Raw genomic sequence first — 25,056 nt, 5'->3', positions numbered from 1 at the left:
ACCTCTTTGTGAATAAGTCGCTTATTATGGGCTTTGTGCCCGTCACGCCAACAAGTTGTGCGTCTACAGGTTAATTTTATTCATTGTGTTAAATTTTGGCTGTAGTAGTGAAGCTTGCTTACACGAGAAGCAACGCTTCTGTTTATTTAATTTATTTGCTAACAAAACCACTAAAAGATCTATTTCACAAAGAGAAGTGAAAGAGAAAACACAAGTCATGCTTTATTGACAGGCTTAGCCTTATTACTACCTCTAAAAGCGCAGCGTCTCTTAACCTCTTTGTGAATAAATCGCTCATTGTGGGCGTGAAAAAACTTTAATAATTATTCAAATCATATAAACAAAAAAGCCCCGCTATTTATTAAATAGCGGGGCTTTTAAATGAATATTAGTTATTAATCAACACTCATTGTTTTAGTCATTGCAGAGCTTGCACGACCAGCAGGTTTGATTGAACCTGCTCGTAAACCACTGTCTGGAACTAGTTCACGTTTATCGTGATCCATTGCTACAGACGTATGCTTCACTTCGCTATCAGCTACAGGAGTAGGTTGTGCCATTGGCGCACTTGCTGACCCTTGAGTAACCGCTGTTTTAACATGCGGTGCTGATTTTTCAGTTTTCACTTTTGCTTCAACTTTTGCTGGCTCTTCAGTTACTACTGATGTTTCAGCTTTAGCAGACTCTTCAGTGGTTACTGGCGTTTCAACTTTAGCTGGCTCTTCAGTTGCTACTGGCGTTTCAACTTTAGCAGGTTCTTCAGTTACTACTGGCGTTTCAGCTTTAGCAGGCTCTTCAGTTGCTACTGGTGTTTCAACTTTAGCAGGCTCTTCAGTTGCTACTGGTGTTTCAACTTTAACTGGCTCTTCAGTGGCTACTGGCGTTTCAGCTTTAGCCGGTTCTTTAGCTTTTACTGGCTCTTCTACAGCTTCAACTTTTGCTAAGTCTTCAACCGCAACGGCTTGTTCAACTTGTTGCGACGCATCTACCGGTGTTTCTTCTGATTTCGCTTTAAGTTCTGCTTCGTATTCTGCAGCAGCTTGATCAGCAACTGGAATAAATGCAGGGGCTTCATCAGATTTAACTTCTGCTTCACCTTCAGGGCGACGACGACGTTGACCAGATGCACGAAGATGACGAGGAGAACGACGTGAACGTGTACGTGTTTGCTCTTGTTCGTCTTCAGTAGTTGCTGTTTCATCGTTAGAATCAACAACATCAACTTTCTCTTCTTTAATGTGAGCTGTTTTTTCTGCCGGAGTTTGCTTTTGCTTTTCTACAGCAGGAGCTTGCTCTTGAACTTGTGGAGTTTCAGTTACAGCCGTTTGCTCAGGTGCTTGCTCTGTTGAGTTAGCTTGCTCAGCTTTTTCATCTTGCAGACGTACTTTTTTACGTATGTTACGACGTTGACGGCGAACTTTAGGCTTTTGCTCTTTAGGCTCTGCAGCTTGTGCTGGCTTAGAATCAGTTTCTACTTCCGCCTTTGCAGGGGCTTCAGTTTTAACTTGATCTTTTTCTTGGTTTTTATGCTCTGGGCGCTTACGAGAGTTAGGATTACGACGGCGCTTGTTGCGGTTCTCGCTTCTCTCTTGAGTCTCGGTGCTTGCTGCTGAGTCAGTTTTAGCTTCCTCTTCAGCGGCTGGACGCTCATTGCGCGGCTTGTTAGTGCGTGGGTTATTATTACGACGACGTTGATTGTTATTACGACGACGATTATCGTTACCACGACGCGCATTGTTGCGCGTTTCTTGCTGCTCTTTTTCTACAGCTTCTTTTTTCTCTTCTTCAGATTCACTTGCAAATAACGACTTAAACCAATTACCAATAGCAGCTAGTAAGCCACCTTCAGTTTTAGTTTGTGCTACCGCAGCAGGTTCTACGGCTTTAGCTGGCGCTGCTTGTGGAGCAGGAGTAGAAGGCATTACCACGCCTTTTAGCATCGGCTCTTCACGGACTGGCGTACTTGGAGATTTTGACATCTCGAATACTTCAGGCTCTGGTGCAACAACTTGTCCGTAACTTACCGTTTCAAGTGTTTCGTCTTTACGTAAGCGCATAACTTCATAATGTGGTGTTTCCATATGTTGATTTGGAATAATCACTACGTCACATTTATGATGTTTTTCAATGCGATGAACACTACGACGTTGCTCATTTAATAAATAAGCAGCAACAGCAACAGGCACCTGTGCATTTACTTGTGCTGTATTGTCTTTAATTGCTTCTTCTTCAATTAAGCGAAGAATTGAAAGCGCTATTGATTCGTTTGAACGAATAGTACCTTGGCCACTACAACGTGGACATGGGCCTTGGCTTGCTTCACCTAATGAAGGGCGCAAACGCTGGCGCGACATTTCAAGTAAACCAAAGCGTGAGATTTTACCAATTTGAACACGAGCACGATCTGGGCGCGCTGCATCTTTTAAACGATTCTCTACTTCACGTTGATGGCGTGGAGGAGTCATATCAATAAAGTCGATTACAATTAAACCACCTAGGTCACGAAGACGTAATTGACGTGCAATTTCATCGGCCGCTTCTAAGTTTGTATTAAGTGCTGTCTCTTCAATATCGCCGCCTTTAGTTGCCTTAGACGAGTTAATATCAATAGATGTAAGTGCTTCAGTAGGGTCAATTACAATTGAACCACCAGAAGGAAGACGTACTTCACGCTGGAATGCAGACTCAATTTGGCTTTCAATTTGGTAATGTGTAAATAAAGGCGTGTCACCTTGATAAAGCTTAACACGGCTCATAAAGTCAGGACGAAAACGCTCAATGTGCGCTTTAGCTTCTTCAAAAACACGTGGTTTATCAATTAAAATTTCGCCAATGTCACGACGTAAATAATCGCGTATTGCGCGGAAAATCACGTTGCTTTCTTGGTGAATCAAAAACGGTGCTTTAGCACTATCGGCTGCTTGTTTAATTGCATCCCAATGTACTAATAGTGCTTTTAAATCGTAGTTAAGTTCTTCAAATGACTTACCAACACCCGCTGTACGAACAATTAAGCCCATACCTTTAGGTAGTTCTAAACGACCTAATGCTTCTTTAAGTTCAGTTCGCTCATCACCTTCAATACGACGAGAAATACCGCCAGCACGAGGGTTATTAGGCATAAGAACTAAATAGCTACCAGCAACACTGATAAAAGTAGTTAACGCTGCGCCTTTTTGGCCGCGTTCTTCTTTATCAACTTGTACTATTACTTCTTGACCTTCTTTTATTACGTCGCGAATGTTAGGGCGACCATGAAAAGTGTAACCTGCAGGGAAGTAAGTACGGGCAATTTCTTTTAAAGGAAGGAAACCATGGCGGTCAGCACCGTAATCAACAAATGCTGCTTCAAGAGATGGTTCAATGCGAGTGATTTTGCCTTTATAAATATTGGCTTTTTTCTGTTCGTGACCTGGGCTTTCGATATCTAAATCATAAAGGCGCTGGCCATCAACCAGTGCTACGCGCATTTCTTCTTGCTGCGTTGCATTGATTAGCATACGTTTCATATTGTTACTCTACTTATTTATGTCGCTGACATGACGATGTTTTTCTCGCCTGTTCAGTTGTCCCTATTTTTAGAATGTGCAGCCTCACGACTGGGTCTTTAACGGAACGGCTCTGTATCTCGTATGCAGTATTTTAAATGCTGGCAAACAATAGCGATTATTACCGCTATTAAATTCTTAATGGTGCTAAAACTGTCGGCTTTTCAGCTACGTTTACAAGTTTTACCCAGAAGTCGGCCTGTCATATTAATCTTACTAAATATCATTCATATTAGGCGCGTAGGGCTCATTAAGTTGGTGAGCAATACATACTGATGTATCGCTAATATCCGTTTTAAGAGCAAAAATCGCTGCCGATGTTAATGAACGTTTATTTATTAGATTTTTTTAATTCTAAATAAGCTGCTGTACGGTACTACAATAATTGAGCTAGTGCTGAACGACGTTTTTTACGTCGTCACTATCAGACAAATTATCTGTTCATTGCTTTCTCTAGCACATTAAAAATCGCTTCATGTTCAAACTTAACCAGCAATATATTACGCGCATTGCCGTTAATTGATCGCACGTGTTAACTGAGGAGGCATAAAAGCTTTGGAAAACTTAACTCGGATCTGTATGATCGGCTACCCAGAATGTGCATCACGAATGTTTTAATGTGTTAAAAAGCACCGTTGTTATTTGCAAATACTAAATATTTGCGCTGCTGATTATCCCACTATTATTACAGTGTTAGCAACTAAATTATTTTACTTAAATTAGTGATTAGGCAATGTCAGAAAAAAACGACTTACAAGTAACTTATGTCACGATCAATGAAGACCATTTAGGTCAGCGTATTGATAACTTTCTTATTACCCATTTAAAAGGGGTGCCTAAAAGCGCTATTTATAAACTTTTGCGTAAAGGTGAGGTACGCGTTAATAAAAAGCGTATTAAGCCTGTATATAAACTACAGCTTGACGATGTACTGCGTATTGCACCTATCAGAGTTGCTGAGCGTGAAGAGTTTGTACCATCAAAACTAGACAAAGTAACTCGCCTAGAAGACGATATTTTATTTGAAGATAAATACCTTATTGTTATAAATAAACCTTCAGGTATGGCTGTTCATGGTGGCAGTGGTTTAAGTTATGGTTTAATTGAAGCATTGCGCGCGCTTCGCCCAGAGGAACGTAGTCTTGAGCTAGTTCACAGGCTTGACCGTGATACATCGGGTTGTTTACTTATTGCAAAGCGCCGTTCGGTGTTAACAGCATTGCATGAACAACTTCGTGAAAAAACCATGGAAAAAAATTACTGGGCACTTGTAGAAGGGCAGTGGGACTCTAAAACTAAAAACGTTACCGAAGGGCTGCGTAAAAATACACTTAAATCGGGTGAACGCGTAGTACGTGTAGATAACACTGAGGGCAAGCCTTCGCATACGCGTTTTAAAGTACTTGAACGTTTTAACGATTGCTCACTTGTACAAGCATCACCTGTTACAGGTCGTACGCACCAAATTCGTGTACATACGCAATGTAAAGGTCATCCTATCGCGTGCGATGATAAATACGGTGACCAGGGGTTTGATGAATCTATGCGTAAAGTTGGGTTAAACCGTTTATTCTTACATGCACACGATTTAAGTTTTTATCATCCTAAAAACGAAACAACGATGCGTATTGAAGCGCCCCTTGATAAAACGCTTAAAAATACATTACTAAAATTACGAGACGCAAAACAGTGATTGTGACGCCAAGTAAAAAATATAAGCTCGTCATTTTTGATTGGGACGGCACCGTTATGGATTCAGTCACTAAAATAGTTAACTGTATTCGTAGTAGTGCTGAGTCACTTAATTTAGTGGCGCCAAGTGACGAAGCCATTAAAAATATCATTGGTATGTCGCTTGAAAAAGCAATTGATGTTTTATTTCCCGATAATGTCGCGCAGCATCAAGCGTTAATTAAAGGGTATAAACACCAATATAGTGTTGATACCACACCAACTCCTGTATTTGATAATGTTGTCAGCGTTTTAACTGCTTTAAAAAAGCAAGGCATTGTTTTAGCGGTTGCAACAGGTAAAGGTCGAGATGGGTTAGATCGTTTACTTGAGCAAAGTAAATTGCGCCACTTTTTTAGTGCAACGCGTACTAGCGACGAAGCGCAATCAAAGCCGTCTGCGGATATGCTGTATCAATTACTTGAAGAGCTTGGAATAAGCGCTCAAGAAGCTGTAATGATTGGTGATACCCAAATAGACATGACAATGGCAAAAGCTGCAGGCATGGATAGAATTGGCGTAACTATGGGTGTACATAACGCACAGCAGCTGAATGAGCTTAGCCCTGTTGCAACGGTAGATAATTATCTGCAATTGCAACAGGTTTTGCTTGGTTAATTTATTTAACTAGAACTTGTTTGAGCAGTAAGTACATCAATACCAAACTCAGCCAGTAATTGGCTGAGTTTAATTAATGGTAATCCAATTAAGCTATTAGGATCGTCTCCGCTTAGTTTTTCAAATAAACAGATACCCAACCCTTCACTTTTAAAGCTGCCAGCACAATTATAAGGCTGCTCTGCGTCGCAATAAGCACTAATTTGTGCATCAGTGAGTGTTTTAAACGTCACATTAAAAGGTTCTACGCAGGTTTTTTTTGTTCCAGTTACAATATCGTAAACACAAAGCCCAGTTAAAAATGTTACAGTATTACCGCTAAATAAATTTAGTTGTTTTAGAGCATTTTGTTTATTGTGCGGTTTACCTAAAATTTGATTGTTAAACACAGCGACTTGGTCTGATCCAATTGCTAACCCTTTTTTAAAGTGTTTATTAGCTGCTGAGGCTTTTAACTCACTTAAACGCTTAACCAGTTCAGTAGGTGTTTCGCATTCAAGTGCTGATTCGTCAACGTCGGGTGAAAACGTATCAAAGGGTAAATTAAATTTTTGTAATAAAGACTGCCTAAAAGGCGAGCTTGACGCTAAGATGAGTGGAAGCTTCATGGACTGTTTTCCTACGATAATTCAGATTGAGTTAGGATAAATCAGATCCGAGAGTAAAACACGTTAAAAACCAAGTAAAAATGGTTTTTTACTTTGACTAACAAACTAACTATCTATATGATGCAGCCCCTATGCAAAAGGTGAAAATTCCCATCACTCTTCATCCAGGCAAAGCAGCGCAGCACCGTTTATCGTATGACGGAATTGTACCGCTTGAAAAACTTACTCGTTTAGAGAAAGTTGTGCAGGAAGAAGTAGGTGAAATAGCGGTAAAAATACATTGCAAAAACGATGATCAAGGTTTCGCTGTGATTAGAGGCAATTTGTCCACACATGTTACTGTCATTTGTCAACGTTGTAATGGTGATTTAGGGTTGGATTTGGTTCAAGACTTTGCATATTCACCAGTAGGTGAAGATACAGAGTTAGATATTTTTCCTGAAGACTACGACGAAGTAGCACTTGATGAAAATGGTGAAGTTAACGTTTTTGATTTAATTGAAGACGAACTAATTTTAGCAATTCCATTAGTGGCTACCCACAACGAAGCTTCATGCAGTTATTCAGCAAAGCCTGCCAGCTTTGGTGTATTAAAGGCGGAAGATGATAAACCTAATCCATTTGATATTTTGAAACAACTTAAGAAAGATTCTTAGGAGAAGACTATGGCTGTACAAAAAAGCAAAAAGTCTCGTGCAAGACGCGGCATGCGCCGTTCACACGATGCGATCAGTGGTCCAACTTTAACTGTAGATCAAACATCTGGTGAGACTCATCGTCGTCACCATGTGACTGCAGATGGTTACTACAAAGGCGTTCAAGTAATTTCTAAATAAGAGATTACTTATATGCTGAAAGATCTAACCATAGCGTTAGATATGATGGGGGGCGATTACGGCCCCCGTTCATCTATTCCTGCTGCCGTTCATGCGGTAAACGCTCATGCCAATTTAAGTCTCATTTTATGTGGCAATGAAGACGTTATATCTAAAGAACTCGAATCCCTCGATTCTTTATCTCATCCAAGACTAATAATTCGTCACTGTAGTGAAATAGTCACTAACGCCTGCGAACCTGCAATTGCTGTACGTTCGAAAAAAGATTCATCTATGCGTGTTGCCCTTGATTTAGTTAAATCGGGCGAAGCACAAGCGTGTGTTAGCTCAGGTAATACCGGCGCTTTATTTTTTATGGCTCACTACGTATTAAAAATGCTGCCAGGTGTTAAACGTGCCGCACTCATTTCATCTGTTCCTACAGAAAGCCAAAACCCAGTATATTTACTCGACTTAGGTGCTAATGTGCATTGTGATGCGCAAATGCTTTATCAGTTTGGCATTATGGGCTCTGTAGTTGCTGGTCAAGCACTTGGCTGCGATAACCCTCGCGTAAGCTTATTAAATATTGGCGCTGAGGACATTAAAGGCCACGACGACATTAAACAGGCTGCACAATTAATGCAGCAAAGCCCACATATTAATTACATTGGTTACAGCGAAGGAAGTGATATTTTTTCTGGCAAGGCTGATGTTATTGTGTGCGAAGGTTTTGTGGGTAACGTGGCGCTTAAAACATGCGAAGGCATTGCCAAGCTTATTATGAATAAGTTTACAGCTGCGCTCGAAAAGCACCTTTTATATAAATGTATGGCGTTTATATTGCGTCCAATAATAAAAAAACTCTATAAAAGGGTGAACCCCGACCAGTATAACGGTGCTTCTCTGGTAGGATTGCGCGGTATTGTCGTTAAAAGTCATGGAAATGCGTCAGCTAAAGCATTTCAAGCAGCAATTGATGAAGCGGTAAAAGAGGTTGAACGTCAACTTCCTGATAAAATAGCCGCTATTTTCGAAAAAACACATTCTAAAGACACGGCGGTTAATCAATAATTGATGTGCCGTGTATTTCATTATTTATTTGTTTAATTAAAAAGAGCAAAGTATGGCACAAAAAATTGCACTTCTATTCCCAGGTCAAGGCTCGCAAAGCGTTGGTATGTTACAAGAGCTACTAGAGAGTTCTGACATTGTTAAAGCAACATTTGCAGAAGCATCAGATGCACTGGGTTACGACTTAGCAGAGCTAGTTCTTAATGGCCCAGAAGAAAAATTAAATCAAACTCATCGTACACAACCTGCATTATTAACTGCAAGTGTTGCTATTTACCGTGATTGGCTTGCATCAAACCCAGATGCAGACGTTGTTATGGCCGGGCACAGCTTAGGTGAATATTCAGCACTAGTATGTAGCGACGTACTAAGCTTGAGCGAAGCTGTTAAGCTTGTTGAAAACCGTGGTTTATACATGCAAGAAGCTGTACCTGCAGGCGTAGGTTCAATGGCTGCTATTATTGGCTTAGGCGATGAAGAAATAAAAGCGGCATGTGCTGCCTCAGCGCAAGGTGAGGTTGTATCTCCAGTTAACTACAATTCTCCTGGTCAAGTTGTTATTGCAGGGCATAAAGCGGCAGTAGATAGAGCATCACAAGCATGTAAAGATGCTGGTGCTAAACGCGCATTACCACTTTCGGTTAGCGTACCTTCACATTGTGAACTAATGAAGCCAGCAGCTGATAAGCTAGCGGTAGACTTAGCCGCTTTAACATTTAATACACCTAAGTGTGATGTAATTAATAATGTTGATGTAAAAGCTGAATCGACCGCTGATGCAATTAAAGATGCACTAGTACGTCAACTATACAGCCCAGTTCGCTGGACAGAAACAGTACAAGCCTTGGTTGCACAAGATGTAACGCAAAGCTACGAATTTGGTCCTGGTAAAGTATTAACAGGGCTTGCGAAACGAATTGATAAAGCAATGGTTTGTGGCTCAGTAAACGATGCCGCTTCAATCGCTGCAGCTAAATAAGAGTATATAAAATGTCTAATTTATTTTCTTTAGAGGGCAAAATTGTCCTAATTACTGGCGCTAGCCGTGGTATTGGTAAAGCAATTGCAACAACATTAGTTGCGCAAGGTGCAAAAGTTGCAGGCACTGCAACAAGTGAGTCAGGCGCTGCTAAAATTAGCGAGTACTTAGGTGACAATGGTAAAGGTTATGCATTAAACGTAACGGATCCTGCATCTATTGAAGCGACACTTGCCGCAATAAAAGCTGATTTTGGCGATATTGACGTACTTGTTAATAACGCAGGTATCACACGTGATAACCTATTAATGCGTATGAAAGAGACTGAGTGGGACGATATAATCGACACTAACTTAAGCTCGATTTTCCGTTTATCTAAAGCAGTACTTCGTCCAATGATGAAGAAAAAGAAAGGTCGTATTATCAATATTGGCTCAGTAGTGGGCACTATGGGTAATGCAGGGCAAGCTAACTATGCAGCGGCTAAAGCAGGCGTAATTGGTTTTTCTAAGTCACTTGCACGCGAAGTGGCATCACGTGGTATTACAGTAAACGTAGTGGCACCTGGTTTTATTCAAACTGATATGACTGATGATTTAACTGACGAGCAAAAAGCAGCAACACTTGCAAATGTTCCAGCAGGGCGTTTAGGCCAACCAGACGAAATTGCAGCTGCGGTATGTTATTTAGCATCTGACGCGGCTGCGTACGTATCAGGTGAAACTTTGCATGTAAATGGCGCGATGTACATGGTTTAATAACCATTGTACCCACATTGTTACCTAATAAAGTTAAGTAAGTTACCTCAAAAACATTGAATTATTTGTGAACTTGCTTTAAACATACTTGAAATCGCTGCGAAAATAAGCGATAAAAGACAAAACACACACTCAGAGGTTTGACCAGACAATTATTTATGGTCAAATCATTGAATCAGAGAATTATGCCGCGTAAACTACGCGGCAATCTGAAAATAACGCATCGGCGTTTTTAATAAAGGAAAGAAGAATGAGCGATATCCAAGAACGCGTAAAGAAAATTATCATTGAACAACTAGGTGTTAAAGAAGAAGAAGTTAAAAATGAATCTTCTTTCGTAGATGACCTAGGTGCAGATTCTCTTGATACTGTTGAACTAGTAATGGCTCTTGAAGAAGAGTTTGATACTGAGATCCCAGATGAAGAAGCTGAGAAGATCACTACAGTACAAACTGCTATCGATTACGTAACAGCACACGCTGAGTAATTAATCGCACGTTAAAGGCAGCATCCGCTGCCTTTAATTTTTTATATCCAAACCACCTCAAAGTTCGTGATTCAAAACTTAAGCCTCAATGCTCAATTTTAGCTAAAAATTAATTTTGATTGTGTTATGCGTTTTTAATCTATTTTGGGACTAGCACTTTGAGGTAGCTTGGGTATGATCATCCCCTTGTAAATATCCCTTATTGGAGGCAAACCGTGGCTAAACGTCGAGTCGTCGTAACTGGCTTAGGAATGTTGACGCCGCTAGGTAATGATGTTCAATCAACCTGGCAAGGCTTATTAGATGGCAAAAGTGGCATTCAAACAATAACCCACTTTGATACATCAAAATTTGGTACTAAATTCGCTGGTTTAATAAATGACTTTGATGCAACTGCATACATGTCAGCGAAAGATACTAAAAAAATGGACTTGTTTATTCAGTATGGCATTGCAGCGGGTGTTCAAGCCTTTAAAGATTCAGGCCTTGAAATTACTGAGCAAAACGCAACACGTATAGGTGTAGCTGTGGGCTCTGGTATTGGTGGCTTAACGCTCATCGAAGAAAACCACATTAAGTTATTAAATAGTGGTCCGCGCAAGTTATCGCCATTTTATGTGCCGTCTACCATTATTAATATGATCTCAGGTCACTTATCAATGATGCATGGACTTCGTGGTCCAAATATTTCAATTGTAACTGCCTGTACTACTGGTTTGCATAATATTGGCCATGCCGCGCGCATGATTGCCTACGGTGATGCAGATGCAATGGTTGCTGGCGGTGCAGAAAAAGCCTGTACGCCTATTGGTATGGGTGGCTTTAATGCTGCACGTGCACTTTCAACCCGCAATGACGATCCACAAGCGGCTTCTCGCCCTTGGGATAAAGACCGCGATGGCTTTGTGCTTTCTGACGGTGCAGGTGTTGTTGTAGTTGAAGAGTACGAACATGCTAAAGCACGTGGCGCTAAAATTTATGCTGAGCTTGTAGGCTTTGGTATGAGCGGCGATGCGTACCACATGACATCACCACCAGAAGATGGAGCGGGTGCTGCCCTTGCAATGCAAAACGCACTAAATGATGCGCAAGTAAACGCTGAGCAAATTGGTTACATTAACGCACACGGTACATCTACAAATGCAGGCGACAAAGCAGAAACTGCCGCTGTTAAGTCTATTTTTGGTAATGCAGCTAAAGATGTAATGGTAGGCTCGTCTAAATCGATGATGGGTCACTTGTTAGGTGCTGCAGGCTCGGTTGAATCGATTATTTCGATTTTATCACTGACAGATCAAAAAGTGTCGCCAACTATCAACCTTGATAACCCAGACGAAGGGTGTGACTTAGATTATATTGCTCACACTGCACGTGATGCAAAGTTAGACTTTGCACTGTGTAACTCGTTCGGTTTTGGTGGTACTAATGGCTCGTTGCTATTTAAAAAGGTATAATCTTTTTTAACAACGAATCAAATTATAAGAGCTCAGTTGTTTAACTGGGCTTTTTTTATATGCCAAATAAAATGCAAACAATAATAGCAGTAGATCAAAACAGCACTTTAAGCACGCGTGACAGAGGCTTAAATTACGGTGACGGCTTTTTTACAACGGCTAAAGTTGTTGATGGGCAAGTACAGTATTGGGCTCATCATAAAGCGCGTTTGATTGAATGCGCACAGCGCTTGGGTTTTCCTGAGTTAGACTTTAATAGCCTTGAAAATCAAATTGCTTTGCATATAAAAGCTGCACCACTGAACGTGCTTAAAATACTTGTAACGCGAGGCGAAGGCGGACGTGGCTATGGGCTGCCAAGTGAGTGTAATATTACTATTTTATTGAGCATATTAGATTACCCTAGTAATTACGAAGCGCTTGTTAAAAAGGGTGTAAATCTAGAAATAAGCCCAATTAAATTAGCAGCACAGCCTTATTTAGCGGGTCTTAAAACACTAAACCGGCTTGAGCAAGTACTAGTTAAAAAAGCAATGCAAACGCAAAACTGCGACGATGTGTTAGTGCTTGATTACAATAATAATGTAATTGAAGCTTCAGCAGCTAATATTTTTGCGATTAAAAATAAGTGTGTGTTTACGCCATTGCTTGATGAGTGCGGAATTAAGGGCGTTTATCTGCAATCGTTATGTGGTAAATTGCCTGTTGAATTTAAACGCGTGAAAGTAGAAGACTTAATCCAAGCAGACGCCGTATTTGTGTGTAATAGCTTAATGGGAGCAGTACCTGTAAAACGTATTGAGCAACAGGTATTTAATACAGACGAAAGCCACGCATTACTAACTAAATTATTAGCCAAGGAGGCTGAGTGTTAAAAGTTATTTTATCGGTACTTTTTTTAGCTGTTATAACCACTGCTGTTGGTTATCAGCAATTACAAGCAACAATAAATAGCCCGTTAAAGGTAGCACAAAACACACAATTTAAAGTTAAGCATGGTACTGGCTTTAATAAGTTATGCCAACAATGGCAAGCTAATAACTGGGTAGAAAGTTGTTGGCGTTATCAGGTTATTGCCAAATTAGATCCCACGCTTACCGACTTAAAAGCGGGGCTTTACGAGCTAACAGCCGATAGCGTTATTAATAACGTAAAAAAAATTAACCAAGGTCAGCAAATTAGTTTTAGTTTTACCATAATTGAAGGGCAAAACTTACGTGAAGTACTAAGTGCTATTAAAAAAGCTGATAATTTACAAAACGATTTAAAAACTGACGAACTAAGTACTCAAATACTGGGTAATAACACGCACTTAGAAGGCTGGTTATTCCCCGACACTTACCATTATCATAATAACGATACTGCAAGCAGTGTATTAAAACGTGCAGCACAAAAAATGCAGCAAACGTTAGATGATGCTTGGCAGCAGCGCGGTGCTAATCTACCCTATAAAACAGCATACGAAGCACTAATAATGGCTTCAATTATTGAAAAAGAAACAGGCCTTGCCAGCGAGCGTCCGTTAATTGCATCAGCGTTTGTTAATCGATTAAACACCAATATGCGCCTGCAAACCGATCCAACCGTAATATACGGGCTAGGCGCTGACTTTGATGGTGATATTAAACGTAAAGATTTGCGCGATTATACGCCCTACAATACGTATCGTATTAATGGTTTACCGCCAACACCGATTGCAATGCCATCAAAAGCCGCTATTTTAGCTGCAGTTAATCCGCCGCAAAGTGAATATGTTTACTTTGTATCAAAAGGCGATGGTAGCCACCAATTTTCAACCACGTTAAAACAGCATAACGCAGCAGTTAAAACGTATATATTAAATAAAAAGAATTAATAGTTTATGAAACCAAAATTTATAGTAATAGAAGGGCTGGAAGGCGCGGGCAAATCAACCGCTATTTCGTTATGCCAAGATTTTTTAAACAAACAAAAAATAGACTTCATTAACGTCCGCGAACCTGGCGGCACGCCACTGGCTGAATCGCTTCGTACGCTTGTAAAAGCAGAGCACGAAGAAGAGATTGCCTTTGAAACTGAGTTGCTTATTATGTACGCAGCTCGCTCGCAGCTAATGCACAATGTTATTACCCCTGCGCTTGATAACGGCCAATGGGTACTTGCCGATCGTCATGATTTATCGTCTCAGGCGTATCAAGGTGGTGGGCGTGGCATTAGCTCAAATACATTGGCTTCACTTTCGTCAATGGTGTTAAAAGGCTTAAAGCCAGATTTAACTATTTACCTTGATATTGACCCAGTGATAGGCCTTGAACGTGCAAAAGGGCGTGGCGAGCTTGACCGTATTGAACAAGAAGCCATTGAGTTTTTTCAGCGTACACGTATGCGTTATGTTGAACTTGCTAATGACGACAACACAATTAAAACCGTTGATGCAAACCAAAGTATTGATAAAGTACATCGCGATATTACCAATGTACTGCATTCATTTTTTGAAGGCCTAAAATAATATGCCATTGCCTTGGCTACATGATACTCAAGCACGTTTAGCGAAAAGTTATCGCGCAGAGCGTTTTCATCATGCGCAATTATTTTGTGGGCCTGTTGGCGTAGGTAAGTTTGAGTTAAGTGATGAGCTTGGGAATTCTTTGTTATGCCAAAATATAGCTAAGCAGGTAGCTGCGCAAAACAGTATGCTAAAACCTTGCGGACAGTGTAAAAGCTGTTTACTTACCCTGGCTGGCACTCACCCCGACAAACGTTTAACGCAAGTTGATGGGCAAAGTATTGGTGTAGATGATATTCGTGGTATTAGTGATTTTATGAATCACTCTGCAGCGCAAAATGGCAATAAAGTCGCGATAATCGAAAATTGCGAGAAAATGACCACAGCAGCAGCTAACGCATTATTAAAAACACTTGAAGAGCCAACTAACAGCCGTTTTCTAATATTAACTACAAGCCAACCAGAGCAGCTCCCTGCAACTATTTTAAGTCGATGCGCTAAAAGCGACGTAAAAATAACTAATACTGCACTTGCTCAGCAGTGGCTAGAGACATTAGATATCCCTAACTATAGTTGGTTAGCACTTTTTTATAACCAACCGCTGCAAGTAAAGCATTGGCAACAGCAAGACCAGCTAAAAAATATTGATACACTGTATAAGTTTGCAACTGAGTTTAAACAAAGCCATAATTTCAAAGCGTTAGTCGATATAATAAATAAACAGCCTGAACTTGTTCGTATATTTACTTTGTTTTTAAGCGTGCAACTAAAGCAGCAATTACTGCAAGGTATGAGTTTTGACGCTTATCAAAGTGCGCAAAATGCATTAGGCGAGTTTTTACAAAATAACACACAAGTACTTGGCCTTAATTTATCGCTTGCTGTATCACGATTAGCATACACATTGCGAAATTCTTAAAAGGATTAATCATGCAAGAACTACTAGTAGACATAGACGATTTAGACGAGTTATACCGTTGTTATATGCCTTACTTAAAAAAAGGTGGCTTATTTGTACGCACTAATATGCGTTACGAAGCAGGGCATTCATTAGCACTTAGAGTTACTTTGCCCGATGCCTTAGAAGATGACGTAGTGACAGGTAAAGTGTCGTGGATCACGCCACAAGGTGCACAAAGCTCTAATCCTCCAGGTATTGGTATTAGCTTTTTAGACGATAAAACAAACCTAAACGCTAAAATCGAAAAGCTCCTTGGGACTATGTTAAACTCAGGCGATCAAACATATACGATGTAGTTATAGGGTCGGTTTTTCATTGAGATTAACGCCGCCCTATATTGGGTTCTTTTAATTACTAACATAATAAATTAAACGAACAAATTTAAACCCTGAATATAATACAGGCCTTATAGTGATTGTAGATTCTCATTGCCATTTAGACCGTCTTGATTTTGATAAACTAGACCTAAACCTTGACCAAGTTCTTGATAAAGCGCGTGCAAAGCAAATAGAGCACTTTTTATGTGTAAGCGTAACGCTTGATCAGTTTCCAAGCATGCTTGATAAAATTAAGCATTACGACGATGTTTCAGCCTCATGCGGTGTACATCCACTTGATCAAAAAGACGCCCTTAATAAACAGCAACTAATTGACTTAGCTTCACACGACAAAGTCGTTGCGATTGGCGAAACGGGTCTTGATTACTACTATTCAAAAGATACCCACGCAGTGCAGCAAGCAAGCTTTGTTGGGCATATTGAAGTGGCTAACGAATTACAAAAGCCGTTAATTATTCATACACGTGATGCCCGCAGCGATACCATTAATTTAATGCGTGAGCACAAAGCCGAAAACTGCGGTGGTGTATTACATTGCTTTACCGAAGATTGGGATATGGCAAAAAAAGCCATAGACATGGGGTTTTATATTTCTATTTCGGGCATTGTTACCTTTAAAAATGCTATTGAGCTAAAAGAAGTAGTAAAGCAAATACCGCTAGATAGATTATTAATAGAAACCGACTCACCTTATTTAGCGCCGGTGCCGTACCGTGGGCAAACAAACCAGCCAGCATACGTAGAAGATGTAGCTTATTACATTAGCGAACTTAAAGGTATTAGCTTTAATGAACTTGCTAAAGCGACTACCGAGAACTTTTATTCTTTATTTAAATTAGCAGCTAAAGGCTAAATACATGATTACTCACACGGTAAACCTTCCTATTTTACTAATGGGGCCAATGGTGCGCCGTGCAGAGCAAACTGGAGTCTGTATGCAGTTTGCTACCTCCATATCTGCTAGCTGCCAAATAAACTTATTAAATATTGAGTGTTATAGCGAACAACAAACAATTGCTTTAGGCCAGCATTTATACCTACATTTTATTGTTATAAAACCAGTAGACAATCTGTTTCCTGTAGATAAATTATTAAGTTATGAGCTCATCATTGATGATGCAATAATTGATTTATCGCCTTGGTGCTATAGCAGTCAAACAACGCCTGCATTTGTAATCCCCGATAAACTAAGTGATATTTTGCATGGCTCGTGCCGTAATGCACATCATCCAGCAAAAGATAGCTTAGTATCTGCAAGTCACTGGCAAAATACTCAGCGTGGTAATAATACTCAAGGCGCACAATTGTTATTACTGAGCGGTGACCAGGTTTACGCCGATGACGTAGCTGGGCCCATGTTATTAGCTATTCATCAGTTAATTAAAGCGTTAGGTATCTATAAAGAGCAACCACTTGCCATTGAGCTACCGGGCGATATAAATGAGCAACTTTATAATCGCCATTTGTTTTTACCAAAAACGCCTTGGCAAAAACGCTCAAAGTTAGGTGTTGGTTACTGGCTAAAAAAAGACGAACCTCATTTTTCAAGCGTAAAAGCCTACAATCACCTTATTCATTTTGAAGAATACATTGCACTGTATTTATTAAATTTTAGTGTTGCTGCTTGGCAATGCGTTGATATACAAAACACAACGTATTCAGGTCAAAACAAGCAAAACAAAACTATTTTTGACGCTGAAAAAACAGCACTGATTGATTATGCAAAAGGCTTAACTGAAGTAGAGCGATTGTTTGCCAATGTATCTACGCTAATGATGTTTGACGATCACGATGTAACTGATGATTGGAACCTCACCGCTGGGTGGGAGCAAGCTATAAATGAAAACCCAAGTAGTAAACGGATCATCAATAACGGCTTAATTAGTTATTGGCTTTTTCAGGGAATGGGGAACGATGCACTAAATAAAACAGGCGAGTTACTAACACCTTTTAAGCAAAGCCGTACTGCTAATAATTTATGGCAGTTTAAAGCATTTGATAAACCACTAAACGATTTTAGTTTTTGGCATTATGAGTTAACTACAACCCCAAAAGTAGTGGTGCTAGATACACGTACGCACCGTTGGCGAAATGAGCAAAACTTTAATGAGCCTTCAGGCCTACTTGATTGGGAGCGCCTAACAGAGCTTGAAGAAAGCCTATTAAGCCACGACCAAGTTATTATTGTATCGCCAGCTCCCGTATTTGGTGTTAAATCAATAGAAGCCATTCAAGCTATGTTTAATATTTGCGGGCAACCGCTCATGGTTGACGTAGAAAATTGGATGGCACACGAAGGATCAGCCAAAAAACTACTCGATACTTTTAGACGCACCGACACCCCAAACGAAACGCTTATTTTATCGGGAGACGTACATTACTCATTTTGCTTTTCGGTGCAAAAGCGTTTTGGCGATCATCCCAATCGAATTTGGCAACTTACCGCCAGCGGTATTAAAAACGAGTTCCCGCGTAAATTAATAAACATACTCGATAAGCTCGATTCAATTCTATACGGCCCAAAAAGCCCTTTAAACTTTTTTACCAAACGCTGGCATATGGAAGTAGATAAACACCAAACCATAGGTGAAGGGCAAAAATACTTAGTAAGCGACTCAGCTATTAGTTTAATAACACTAGAGCAAGGGAATTTAGCCCGATATCAACTTATACACGGTGAAGGGCATTTAACTGAGTTCGATTTAGAAGAGCAGTAATTTTTAATCAATAATTAAATAAATTAAAGATCTATTTGCACAAAGAGAAACGAAAGAGGAGTAAATGAGAAGACACAATACCAATCAGAATACAGTTTCGGTGTTTATTTCCTTCTCTAAAAGCGCAGCGCCTCTTAACCTCTTAGTGAAAAAGTCACTAATTACATGCGCTGCTGTTACAGTAAAAACCAGCTAAAGATCTATTTGCACAAAGAGAAATGAAAGAGAAGTAAATGAGAAAACAGAATGCCAATCAGGATATAGTTTCGGTTTTATTACTTCCTCTAAAAGCGTTGCGCCTCTTAACCTCTTAGTGAAAAAATCACTAATTACAGGCGCTGCTGTTACAAAGCAATGCTTAAAATTATTCAATTTATTTATAAAAACCAGCTAAAGATCTATTTGCACAAAGAGAAGCGAAAGTGGAGTAAATGAGAAGACAGAATGCCAATCAGGATATAGTTTCGGTTTTATTACTTCCTCTAAAAGCGTAGCGCCTCTTAACCTCTTAGTGCATAAATTACTTATTAAAGGCTTTGCTTGTCACGCCAACAAGTTAACCGTAAATTTAACCTTGCGGTAGACGCTGAGCTTGCTCGCGTGAGAAGCGCAGCTTCTAATCAGTCTATATTAGCTAATTACTTGGCTTTGTATTTAACCATGCTCTTTTCGGCTTCGTTTAGACGCAGGTAACTTACTACTCAATATTGCCAAACATAAAATAGTCATAAACAACATTGAGTTTGCACCTGCTTGTAAAGAGTAATCTACCAATGAATGCAGCAGCATATCTATAATTGCAATAGCGCAGCCAAAAGCAACGCCCTGAAACAACGCTGTTTTACGATTTCGCATAGTCGCTATACATAACCATAAACAATAAAGTATAAGTGAGCCCAGTGCGGCTGTAGTGGGTATACCCAGCTCTACTGCAAACTGTACGTAATCGTTATGGGCGTTATCGTAGTAACCTGAATAAGGCTCAGATTGATACGCCGGAAACGCAGTATAAAATGTACCACCACCAGAGCCCAACAAAGGCTTATCTAAAATGAGGGGTATTGAATCACGTACAACTTCGTCACGGGTTTCTGATGAAATACTGGTTTCGCTTATACGCTGTTTAACTTTTTCTACATCAAATATAGCGCCGATAATAATTAAATCGATTATAAAAAAACTAACGATAAGTAGTTTAAACGCTTTAGGTTTTTGCCTGTAAATAAAAAACGTGAGTAAGCTAACAACCATTAATGCAATAAAAAATGCAGAGTTACCCATACGGCTACGGGTTAAAATTAACGCAACAATAATAATAATTAACGAAATACGTAAAATTATTTTTGAGCTTAAAAGTATTTCAGTCCACGCCCGAAGCGTTTGTTTTAATGTTTGTTTGTAATCGCTAGTAGAGCGCTTTAATTCACTAACTAAAACACCAGTACCCAAACATAAACATAAAGCTAAAAAGTTAGCCAAAAAGTTAGAGTAAGTAAACGTACCAATAGCACGCTCGGTATGCTTATAACCAAATAATGGGCTAATAATATCAGGCGATAAATTTAAATAAGTGGCATATAAAGCCTGAAACACGCCGGCACTTATAATTGCATATATTAAATTTTTAATACGCTTTTCAGTATTGCAATAAATAAATAATAGCCAACAAAATAAAATCATAAAACTTGTTTTAATAAGCATTTGTTTAGTTTGAAACGGGTCAACACTTACGGTAAATATTTGTACTGCGCATACGCCCGCAACTATACCGAGTACAGTAAATAAGGGCCAAGAATATAACGGAGGGTATAAATGGTGCTTGTTATTAATACTGCTGAAAACTAAATGGATGAAAAAGGTAGCACTAATTAATATCCCCATTGCTAAAATTGCCCAAGGGCGGTAACTACCTAATGGTAAGGGCAGCAAAAATAAAATTGCACAGAGTAAAAAAAATATAAAACGATTCACAGGGTTCTCTAAACTAAGAGCCTAAAAGAAGGGCTAAAAAAATAAGCCATATAAAGTAAAACGCAGCCAAAAGGCTGCGTTTTTATTATTTTATTAACGGTTAGTTACCGACTTCAGATATACCTGCATCACCACCAGTGCCGCCTGCACCTTGCGGTACTGCAGTTGTTGGTAAAGTAACAATTACCGGAGCAGAAGGAGCTGGTGCGCCTCCTGGGCCAGCTGCTGTTGCTTCAGAGGCAACAGTGGCATCAACACCAGCTGTAATAGCAGCAAGTGTAACAGTATCGCTGTCAACGCCAGCAGCTACAAGCCCAGCTAAAAAATCAGCAATAAGTGGGCTATCGGCACCCACAGCATCAACAACTACATTCATCATAGAATCAACTTGAGCAGCAGTACAATTTGTACAAACGCCGTTAATAGCTGCTACTAAGTCTGCCTTTAGCTGATCTGGAGCTGTTTCAGCAGATGCGCTATTTAAAACGTCGACTAAATTAGTCATGCCTTCAGTTTGTACTACTGCATCAGTATCCGTTTGTGCATAAATTGGTAAAACTGTAAGTGAAGATGCACCTGCTATTAAGCTGGCTAATATAAATGATTTCATCTCTTGTCCCTTGGTCGAGTATTAATTACAAAATTTTAGCGCATCGGTGCAAAAAGTAAACTCTTTATTTACGCCGTTATCACTAGTTTTTATTATTTTGGTTGGCGGCATTATTAAATTACCCTGCACGCCATCGCAACCTAAACTTTCAAGTACCTTTAAAGTTTCAGGTTTTTCAATCAAACAAGCTAAAACTTTAATACCAAAGCCATGACAAATATTATTAACTGTTTGAATAAAAAATTGGCTTTGGGTGTTATCTAATAAATCTTGAATATAGCTACCATCTATTTTTATATATTCAATGTCTAACCCTTGTAAATATCTAAACGAGGTTAAACTAGTACCAAAGTGTTCAACACACACATTTATGCCAATATCTTTTATTGTATCTATATGTAAAGAGGCAACATGTACGTTGTAAAGTAAGCTAATTTCATGCAATTCAAAAATCAAATTTGTTTTAATAATTGGTTTAGTGTGTGCATAAAGAGTAAGCCATTCAATAAAGTCAGTTGAATACAACGAAGCCTTACTAATATTTAACGCAAATGTATCGTCTGGGTGTTGCTCTTTAACGTTTACAAAGTTACGAATTATTTTTTTGTCTAACTCTTCGGTTAAGTTAAGCTTTTCGGCCATAGCAAATAAATGGCCATTATTAACCTTTTCGCCTTCATGCGTAAAATGAGCAAACACCTCAAAGTAGCACTGCTTGTTTTGTGAGTTAGTGCGTTTAACTGGCTGCACCGAAAAACTAACTTCACCAGTAGCAATAATTGACTGAATAAGCGAACGCCACTCTTTAACACTAAAAAGGGTATCTTTATCTACTTTATTATTAATCGCTGTATCACCAATGGTGCAGCCGGTATCAAGGGCTGAAAGTACACCCCCGATAGATGAGCCTTTATCAACATTTACTAACGCTAAGTTAGCAAAACCATTCACGTGTAAGCTGTTTTTCTTTTTACTAAAAGCATCATTTATATCGAGGCGCGTTCTATTTAAAAATTGTATATCGAATGGGACTAAAGCAATAAAAGTACTACCGTTAAGTCTAAATATTTTAGAATTAGTTAAAGCACCAAACACATTTTGCAAAGTAACGCTTACATCATGTACGTGCTCGTCACCATCTTGGTAACTTACAGTTTGGTTAATATTAGTAAGTGAGGGGAGAGTGACCATCATTGCAGTGATTGGAGTGTCGCTAGTAATGGCGTCAACCACTGAGTTAAAGTGGTTCTCAAACGAACGGCGATTACCCAGCCCTGTAAGTGAGTCTACATATACTTCATCGGTAAGTGCTTGTGTTTGCTTTGTTAAAGAGTCAAAGGTGCTTTGTAAGTTCATTACCATATTATTAATGGCTCTAGTTACAGTACGTAGCTCACGTGCAACTGGTATTTCGTCGTTTAATGTAAAGCGTTTACGCGTAACCAAGTGTGCTTGGTTTTCTACTGCTTTTAAAGGTTTAAACACTGCACGTAGTATTAAATATGCCACTGCAAGCGACGCTACTAATAAAAATAAAGAACCATAAAAGCTGCGTTTAGTATGTTCCCATAGCGTTAAATACGATTGCCCAACATGGCTTGTTACTTCAAGCACTCCAGCTATAATCCACCCATTGTTTAATTCTGATTGCATAGTAGGGGCTTTAAGCTTTACTGCTGTAATAAACCAATTAGGCACAGATTCAACGCGTTTTGGGCTTGTTAGGTCAAAAACTATTTTATTATCGGCGTTAGTAAATTTTATTTGTTTGTAATAACCGGAGTCGAAAATAGCGGTTGCCATGGTTTGGGCAATCATTAAACTGTCTTCTTCAAGGTAAGGCGATATAGAAAGCCCTAAGCTTGTTGCTGTATCTTGCGCGTGGCTACCCATTTGCGTTTGTAAGTATTGGCGAGTGGTATCAACGTCAGTAATTACGCGTACAAAAAAAGAAAGTACCGAAATCAATATAATAAGGCCATATACTTGGGTTTTTAAACTTAATCCATTTTTAAAAAGTCGAGACATAACTCGGTGTTCCTTTATCACTTTTGGCGGGCGCAAGCTCACCTTGTTCAATTCGCTCTAACATGGTGTTCCAGGCAGAAACACCACGGCTATTTTTTACTTTATTACCTAAGCCTTTTGATTTGGCTAACCATAAACCTTGGCCATTAAAACTATAGATAGGTGTTAAGTCAGGGCGCTTATTAGCGGGTAGTAGTTTAGTGTTAAAATTGCCTAAAACAAAGGGGATTTGATTAGGAGTTTCAATATAAATAAGTACCATATGAGGTTGATTAACTGTTTTTTGACGTACATACATTAAACGTACTTTATCTTCGGGTACGCCCAGTGCTATTAACGTAAAGTATTTGGCAATTACGTAGTCTTCACAATCACCCATACCAACACCTAAACTCTCAAGTGGGGTGGCCCAATAATCTTTTTGGTGCCAAAGCTCATCATCGGTTTTGTATTTAATGTGCTTATTAAAAAAATCATTCACCAAATGGATTTTTTGCCATTCACTTTTGTCAGCCGATTCATCTATAAAACTGAGCCAGTTTTTAATGCGTTTATGCCCTTCATTACCATATTGTTTTTGAGCGCGCGCAATTATATCGCTATTGCGTAAATACAAAAGCGTATTTTGTGCGCATACAAAAAAAGACACTAATAATAAAATGTAAAACCCTAAACGCACAAATGTTCCTTAAGTTTGTGTTCCCTAATAGCTAAACAAGCCTAGTATAGTATTGGTAGCTTTAAAAGGGTAGGTCATCAAAAAGCATTAGGCACTAAGTTGGTGCAATACTGTCAGTTTTTGGTGCAACATAAAATTAACAAAAAAACAATCAAAAAGTACTCTTTAATTATTGAGTGCATTATTGTGTTGTGTATAATAGCAAGCTCACACGGCATGTGAAACGCTCAAAAAGGAATTTTAGCTTAGCAGTTCCTTTTTTTGTTGTTTAACAAAAATAATGAAAGGAATTAAAGTGAAAGTTTTAAAAGCAGTATTACCTGTAGCTGGCCTTGGTACGCGTATGTTGCCAGCCACAAAAGCCATCCCTAAAGAAATGCTTCCTCTGGTAGATAAGCCTTTAATTCAATACGTAGTTAACGAAGCTGTAGCAGCTGGCATTAAAGAAATTGTGCTTGTTACACATGCTTCAAAAAACTCAATTGAAAACCACTTTGATACAAGCTTTGAGCTAGAAGCCACACTAGAAGCGCGCGTAAAGCGTAGCCTGCTAGAAGAGGTTCGCTCAATAGTGCCAAAAGATGTAACGGTAATTTCTGTTCGCCAATCGGCACCACTAGGCTTAGGCCATGCTGTTTTAGCAGCGCGCCCAATTGTTGGTAATAACCCATTTGCAGTAATGCTACCCGACGTAATTATTGATAAATACAAATCAAATTCAAAAACCGACAACTTAAGCCAAATGATCGACCGATTCGACAAAACGGGCTACAACCAAGTTATGGTAGAGCCAGTACCTCAAGAGCAAGTGCATCAATATGGTGTAGTTGATATAGCCGGTAAAAAAATAAATGCCGGCGAAAATGCTGCAATTAAAAACATGGTCGAAAAACCAAATAACGATGAAGCACCGAGTAATTTAGCTATTACAGGACGTTATGTTGTATCTACAGCAATTTGGGATTTACTAGAATACACCCCACCAGGCGCAGGCGGCGAAATACAACTTACTGATGCTTTATTACAATTACGCCACCTAGAAACGCTTGAAGCCTACCATCTAAAAGGTAAATCTCATGATTGTGGTTCTAAATTAGGTTATATGCTTGCCAATGTAGAGTATGCAATGCAATCGAGTAGCATGGGTGAAGAGTTTAGAAAAGAGTCAAAAAAATTATTTAAAGAGTTTTTATAA

At 39.3% G+C, this 25,056-nt stretch carries 23 protein-coding genes; 17 read left to right on the top strand and 6 right to left on the bottom strand.

Going from position 1 to position 25,056, the window contains the following annotated elements:
• Positions 1 to 395 precede the first annotated feature (395 nt).
• Positions 396 to 3,509 carry a ribonuclease E gene (gene rne, locus H5122_RS04900; RefSeq protein WP_182682659.1) on the bottom strand — a complete coding sequence of 1,038 codons (3,114 nt, stop codon included), beginning with the start codon at positions 3,507 to 3,509 and terminating at the stop codon, positions 396 to 398.
• Between the two features lie 772 nt (positions 3,510 to 4,281).
• On the opposite strand from rne, the gene rluC reads away from it, so the two are divergent.
• Positions 4,282 to 5,241, top strand: coding sequence for a 23S rRNA pseudouridine(955/2504/2580) synthase RluC (gene rluC / locus H5122_RS04895; protein WP_165742892.1), 960 nt, complete (start codon positions 4,282 to 4,284; stop codon positions 5,239 to 5,241).
• Positions 5,238 to 5,897, top strand: coding sequence for an HAD-IA family hydrolase (locus H5122_RS04890; protein ID WP_182682660.1), 660 nt, complete (start codon positions 5,238 to 5,240; stop codon positions 5,895 to 5,897). The genes rluC and H5122_RS04890 overlap by 4 nt, the downstream gene beginning before the upstream one ends.
• 5 nt (positions 5,898 to 5,902) lie before the next feature.
• Here the strand turns inward: H5122_RS04890 and H5122_RS04885 are convergent, their stop codons facing one another.
• Complete coding sequence (locus H5122_RS04885) at positions 5,903 to 6,505, bottom strand: nucleoside triphosphate pyrophosphatase (RefSeq protein WP_182682661.1); 603 nt, start codon at positions 6,503 to 6,505, stop codon at positions 5,903 to 5,905.
• 131 nt (positions 6,506 to 6,636) lie between these two features.
• Here H5122_RS04885 and yceD point away from each other — a divergent pair, with 131 nt between their 5' ends.
• From yceD to H5122_RS04815, 14 genes are all read left to right on the top strand, one after another.
• Positions 6,637 to 7,161 carry a 23S rRNA accumulation protein YceD gene (gene yceD / locus H5122_RS04880; RefSeq protein ID WP_149592585.1) on the top strand — a complete coding sequence of 175 codons (525 nt, stop codon included), beginning with the start codon at positions 6,637 to 6,639 and terminating at the stop codon, positions 7,159 to 7,161.
• 9 nt (positions 7,162 to 7,170) lie between these two features.
• Positions 7,171 to 7,341, top strand: coding sequence for a 50S ribosomal protein L32 (gene rpmF / locus H5122_RS04875; protein WP_002962381.1), 171 nt, complete (start codon positions 7,171 to 7,173; stop codon positions 7,339 to 7,341).
• A gap of 12 nt (positions 7,342 to 7,353) precedes the next feature.
• On the top strand, positions 7,354 to 8,394 hold the full coding sequence (plsX, locus tag H5122_RS04870; RefSeq protein ID WP_002962380.1) for a phosphate acyltransferase PlsX: 1,041 nt from the start codon (positions 7,354 to 7,356) through the stop codon (positions 8,392 to 8,394).
• Between the two features lie 52 nt (positions 8,395 to 8,446).
• A complete protein-coding gene (gene fabD / locus H5122_RS04865) occupies positions 8,447 to 9,373 on the top strand; it encodes an ACP S-malonyltransferase (protein ID WP_182675336.1) in 927 nt (308 codons plus the stop codon).
• Between the two features lie 11 nt (positions 9,374 to 9,384).
• Positions 9,385 to 10,131 (top strand): 3-oxoacyl-ACP reductase FabG, encoded by a 747-nt coding sequence (gene fabG, locus H5122_RS04860; protein WP_002962378.1) that lies wholly within the window; start codon positions 9,385 to 9,387, stop codon positions 10,129 to 10,131.
• Between the two features lie 250 nt (positions 10,132 to 10,381).
• Positions 10,382 to 10,618: an acyl carrier protein gene (gene acpP, locus H5122_RS04855; RefSeq protein WP_002962377.1), complete on the top strand. Its 237-nt coding sequence runs from the start codon at positions 10,382 to 10,384 to the stop codon at positions 10,616 to 10,618.
• Between the two features lie 215 nt (positions 10,619 to 10,833).
• Positions 10,834 to 12,072 (top strand): beta-ketoacyl-ACP synthase II, encoded by a 1,239-nt coding sequence (gene fabF / locus H5122_RS04850; protein WP_002962376.1) that lies wholly within the window; start codon positions 10,834 to 10,836, stop codon positions 12,070 to 12,072.
• Between the two features lie 59 nt (positions 12,073 to 12,131).
• Complete coding sequence (pabC, locus tag H5122_RS04845) at positions 12,132 to 12,947, top strand: aminodeoxychorismate lyase (protein WP_182682662.1); 816 nt, start codon at positions 12,132 to 12,134, stop codon at positions 12,945 to 12,947.
• Positions 12,941 to 13,927 (top strand): endolytic transglycosylase MltG, encoded by a 987-nt coding sequence (gene mltG / locus H5122_RS04840; RefSeq protein ID WP_182682663.1) that lies wholly within the window; start codon positions 12,941 to 12,943, stop codon positions 13,925 to 13,927. Before pabC ends, mltG begins: the two co-directional genes overlap by 7 nt.
• A 6-nt stretch (positions 13,928 to 13,933) precedes the next feature.
• The gene (gene tmk / locus H5122_RS04835; RefSeq protein ID WP_182682664.1) at positions 13,934 to 14,560 is read left to right on the top strand and encodes a dTMP kinase; all 627 of its coding nucleotides are present in this window, start codon (positions 13,934 to 13,936) and stop codon (positions 14,558 to 14,560) included.
• Position 14,561: 1 nt separating this feature from the next.
• Positions 14,562 to 15,476, top strand: a complete 915-nt coding sequence (locus H5122_RS04830) for a DNA polymerase III subunit (RefSeq protein WP_182682665.1) — start codon at positions 14,562 to 14,564, stop codon at positions 15,474 to 15,476.
• Positions 15,477 to 15,487: 11 nt separating this feature from the next.
• Positions 15,488 to 15,814 carry a PilZ domain-containing protein gene (locus H5122_RS04825; RefSeq protein ID WP_002962367.1) on the top strand — a complete coding sequence of 109 codons (327 nt, stop codon included), beginning with the start codon at positions 15,488 to 15,490 and terminating at the stop codon, positions 15,812 to 15,814.
• Between the two features lie 115 nt (positions 15,815 to 15,929).
• Positions 15,930 to 16,709 carry a TatD family hydrolase gene (locus H5122_RS04820; RefSeq protein ID WP_024594691.1) on the top strand — a complete coding sequence of 260 codons (780 nt, stop codon included), beginning with the start codon at positions 15,930 to 15,932 and terminating at the stop codon, positions 16,707 to 16,709.
• A 4-nt stretch (positions 16,710 to 16,713) separates the two neighbouring features.
• Positions 16,714 to 18,573, top strand: a complete 1,860-nt coding sequence (locus H5122_RS04815) for an alkaline phosphatase D family protein (RefSeq protein WP_182682666.1) — start codon at positions 16,714 to 16,716, stop codon at positions 18,571 to 18,573.
• A 654-nt stretch (positions 18,574 to 19,227) separates the two neighbouring features.
• Here H5122_RS04815 and H5122_RS04810 read toward each other — a convergent pair.
• The 4 genes from H5122_RS04810 to H5122_RS04795 all read right to left on the bottom strand — a co-directional run bounded on the left by H5122_RS04810 (position 19,228) and on the right by H5122_RS04795 (position 23,861).
• On the bottom strand, positions 19,228 to 20,544 hold the full coding sequence (locus tag H5122_RS04810; protein ID WP_182682667.1) for an O-antigen ligase: 1,317 nt from the start codon (positions 20,542 to 20,544) through the stop codon (positions 19,228 to 19,230).
• Positions 20,545 to 20,644: 100 nt separating this feature from the next.
• Positions 20,645 to 21,154 (bottom strand): hypothetical protein, encoded by a 510-nt coding sequence (locus H5122_RS04805; RefSeq protein WP_182682668.1) that lies wholly within the window; start codon positions 21,152 to 21,154, stop codon positions 20,645 to 20,647.
• A 21-nt stretch (positions 21,155 to 21,175) separates the two neighbouring features.
• Positions 21,176 to 23,182 (bottom strand): EAL domain-containing protein, encoded by a 2,007-nt coding sequence (locus H5122_RS04800; RefSeq protein ID WP_182682669.1) that lies wholly within the window; start codon positions 23,180 to 23,182, stop codon positions 21,176 to 21,178.
• Positions 23,166 to 23,861, bottom strand: a complete 696-nt coding sequence (locus H5122_RS04795) for a transglutaminase-like cysteine peptidase (RefSeq protein ID WP_182682670.1) — start codon at positions 23,859 to 23,861, stop codon at positions 23,166 to 23,168. The genes H5122_RS04800 and H5122_RS04795 overlap by 17 nt, the downstream gene beginning before the upstream one ends.
• Before the next feature lie 295 nt (positions 23,862 to 24,156).
• Between H5122_RS04795 and galU the strand changes: the two genes are divergently transcribed.
• Positions 24,157 to 25,056 (top strand): UTP--glucose-1-phosphate uridylyltransferase GalU, encoded by a 900-nt coding sequence (gene galU / locus H5122_RS04790; protein ID WP_182682671.1) that lies wholly within the window; start codon positions 24,157 to 24,159, stop codon positions 25,054 to 25,056.

It is taken from the genome of Pseudoalteromonas sp. SG43-8, from assembly GCF_014164245.1.
Classification (GTDB): Bacteria; Pseudomonadota; Gammaproteobacteria; order Enterobacterales; family Alteromonadaceae; genus Pseudoalteromonas; species Pseudoalteromonas distincta.
Note: the sequence above shows the minus strand (reverse complement) of the source record. Positions and strands in the feature narration are given on the sequence as shown.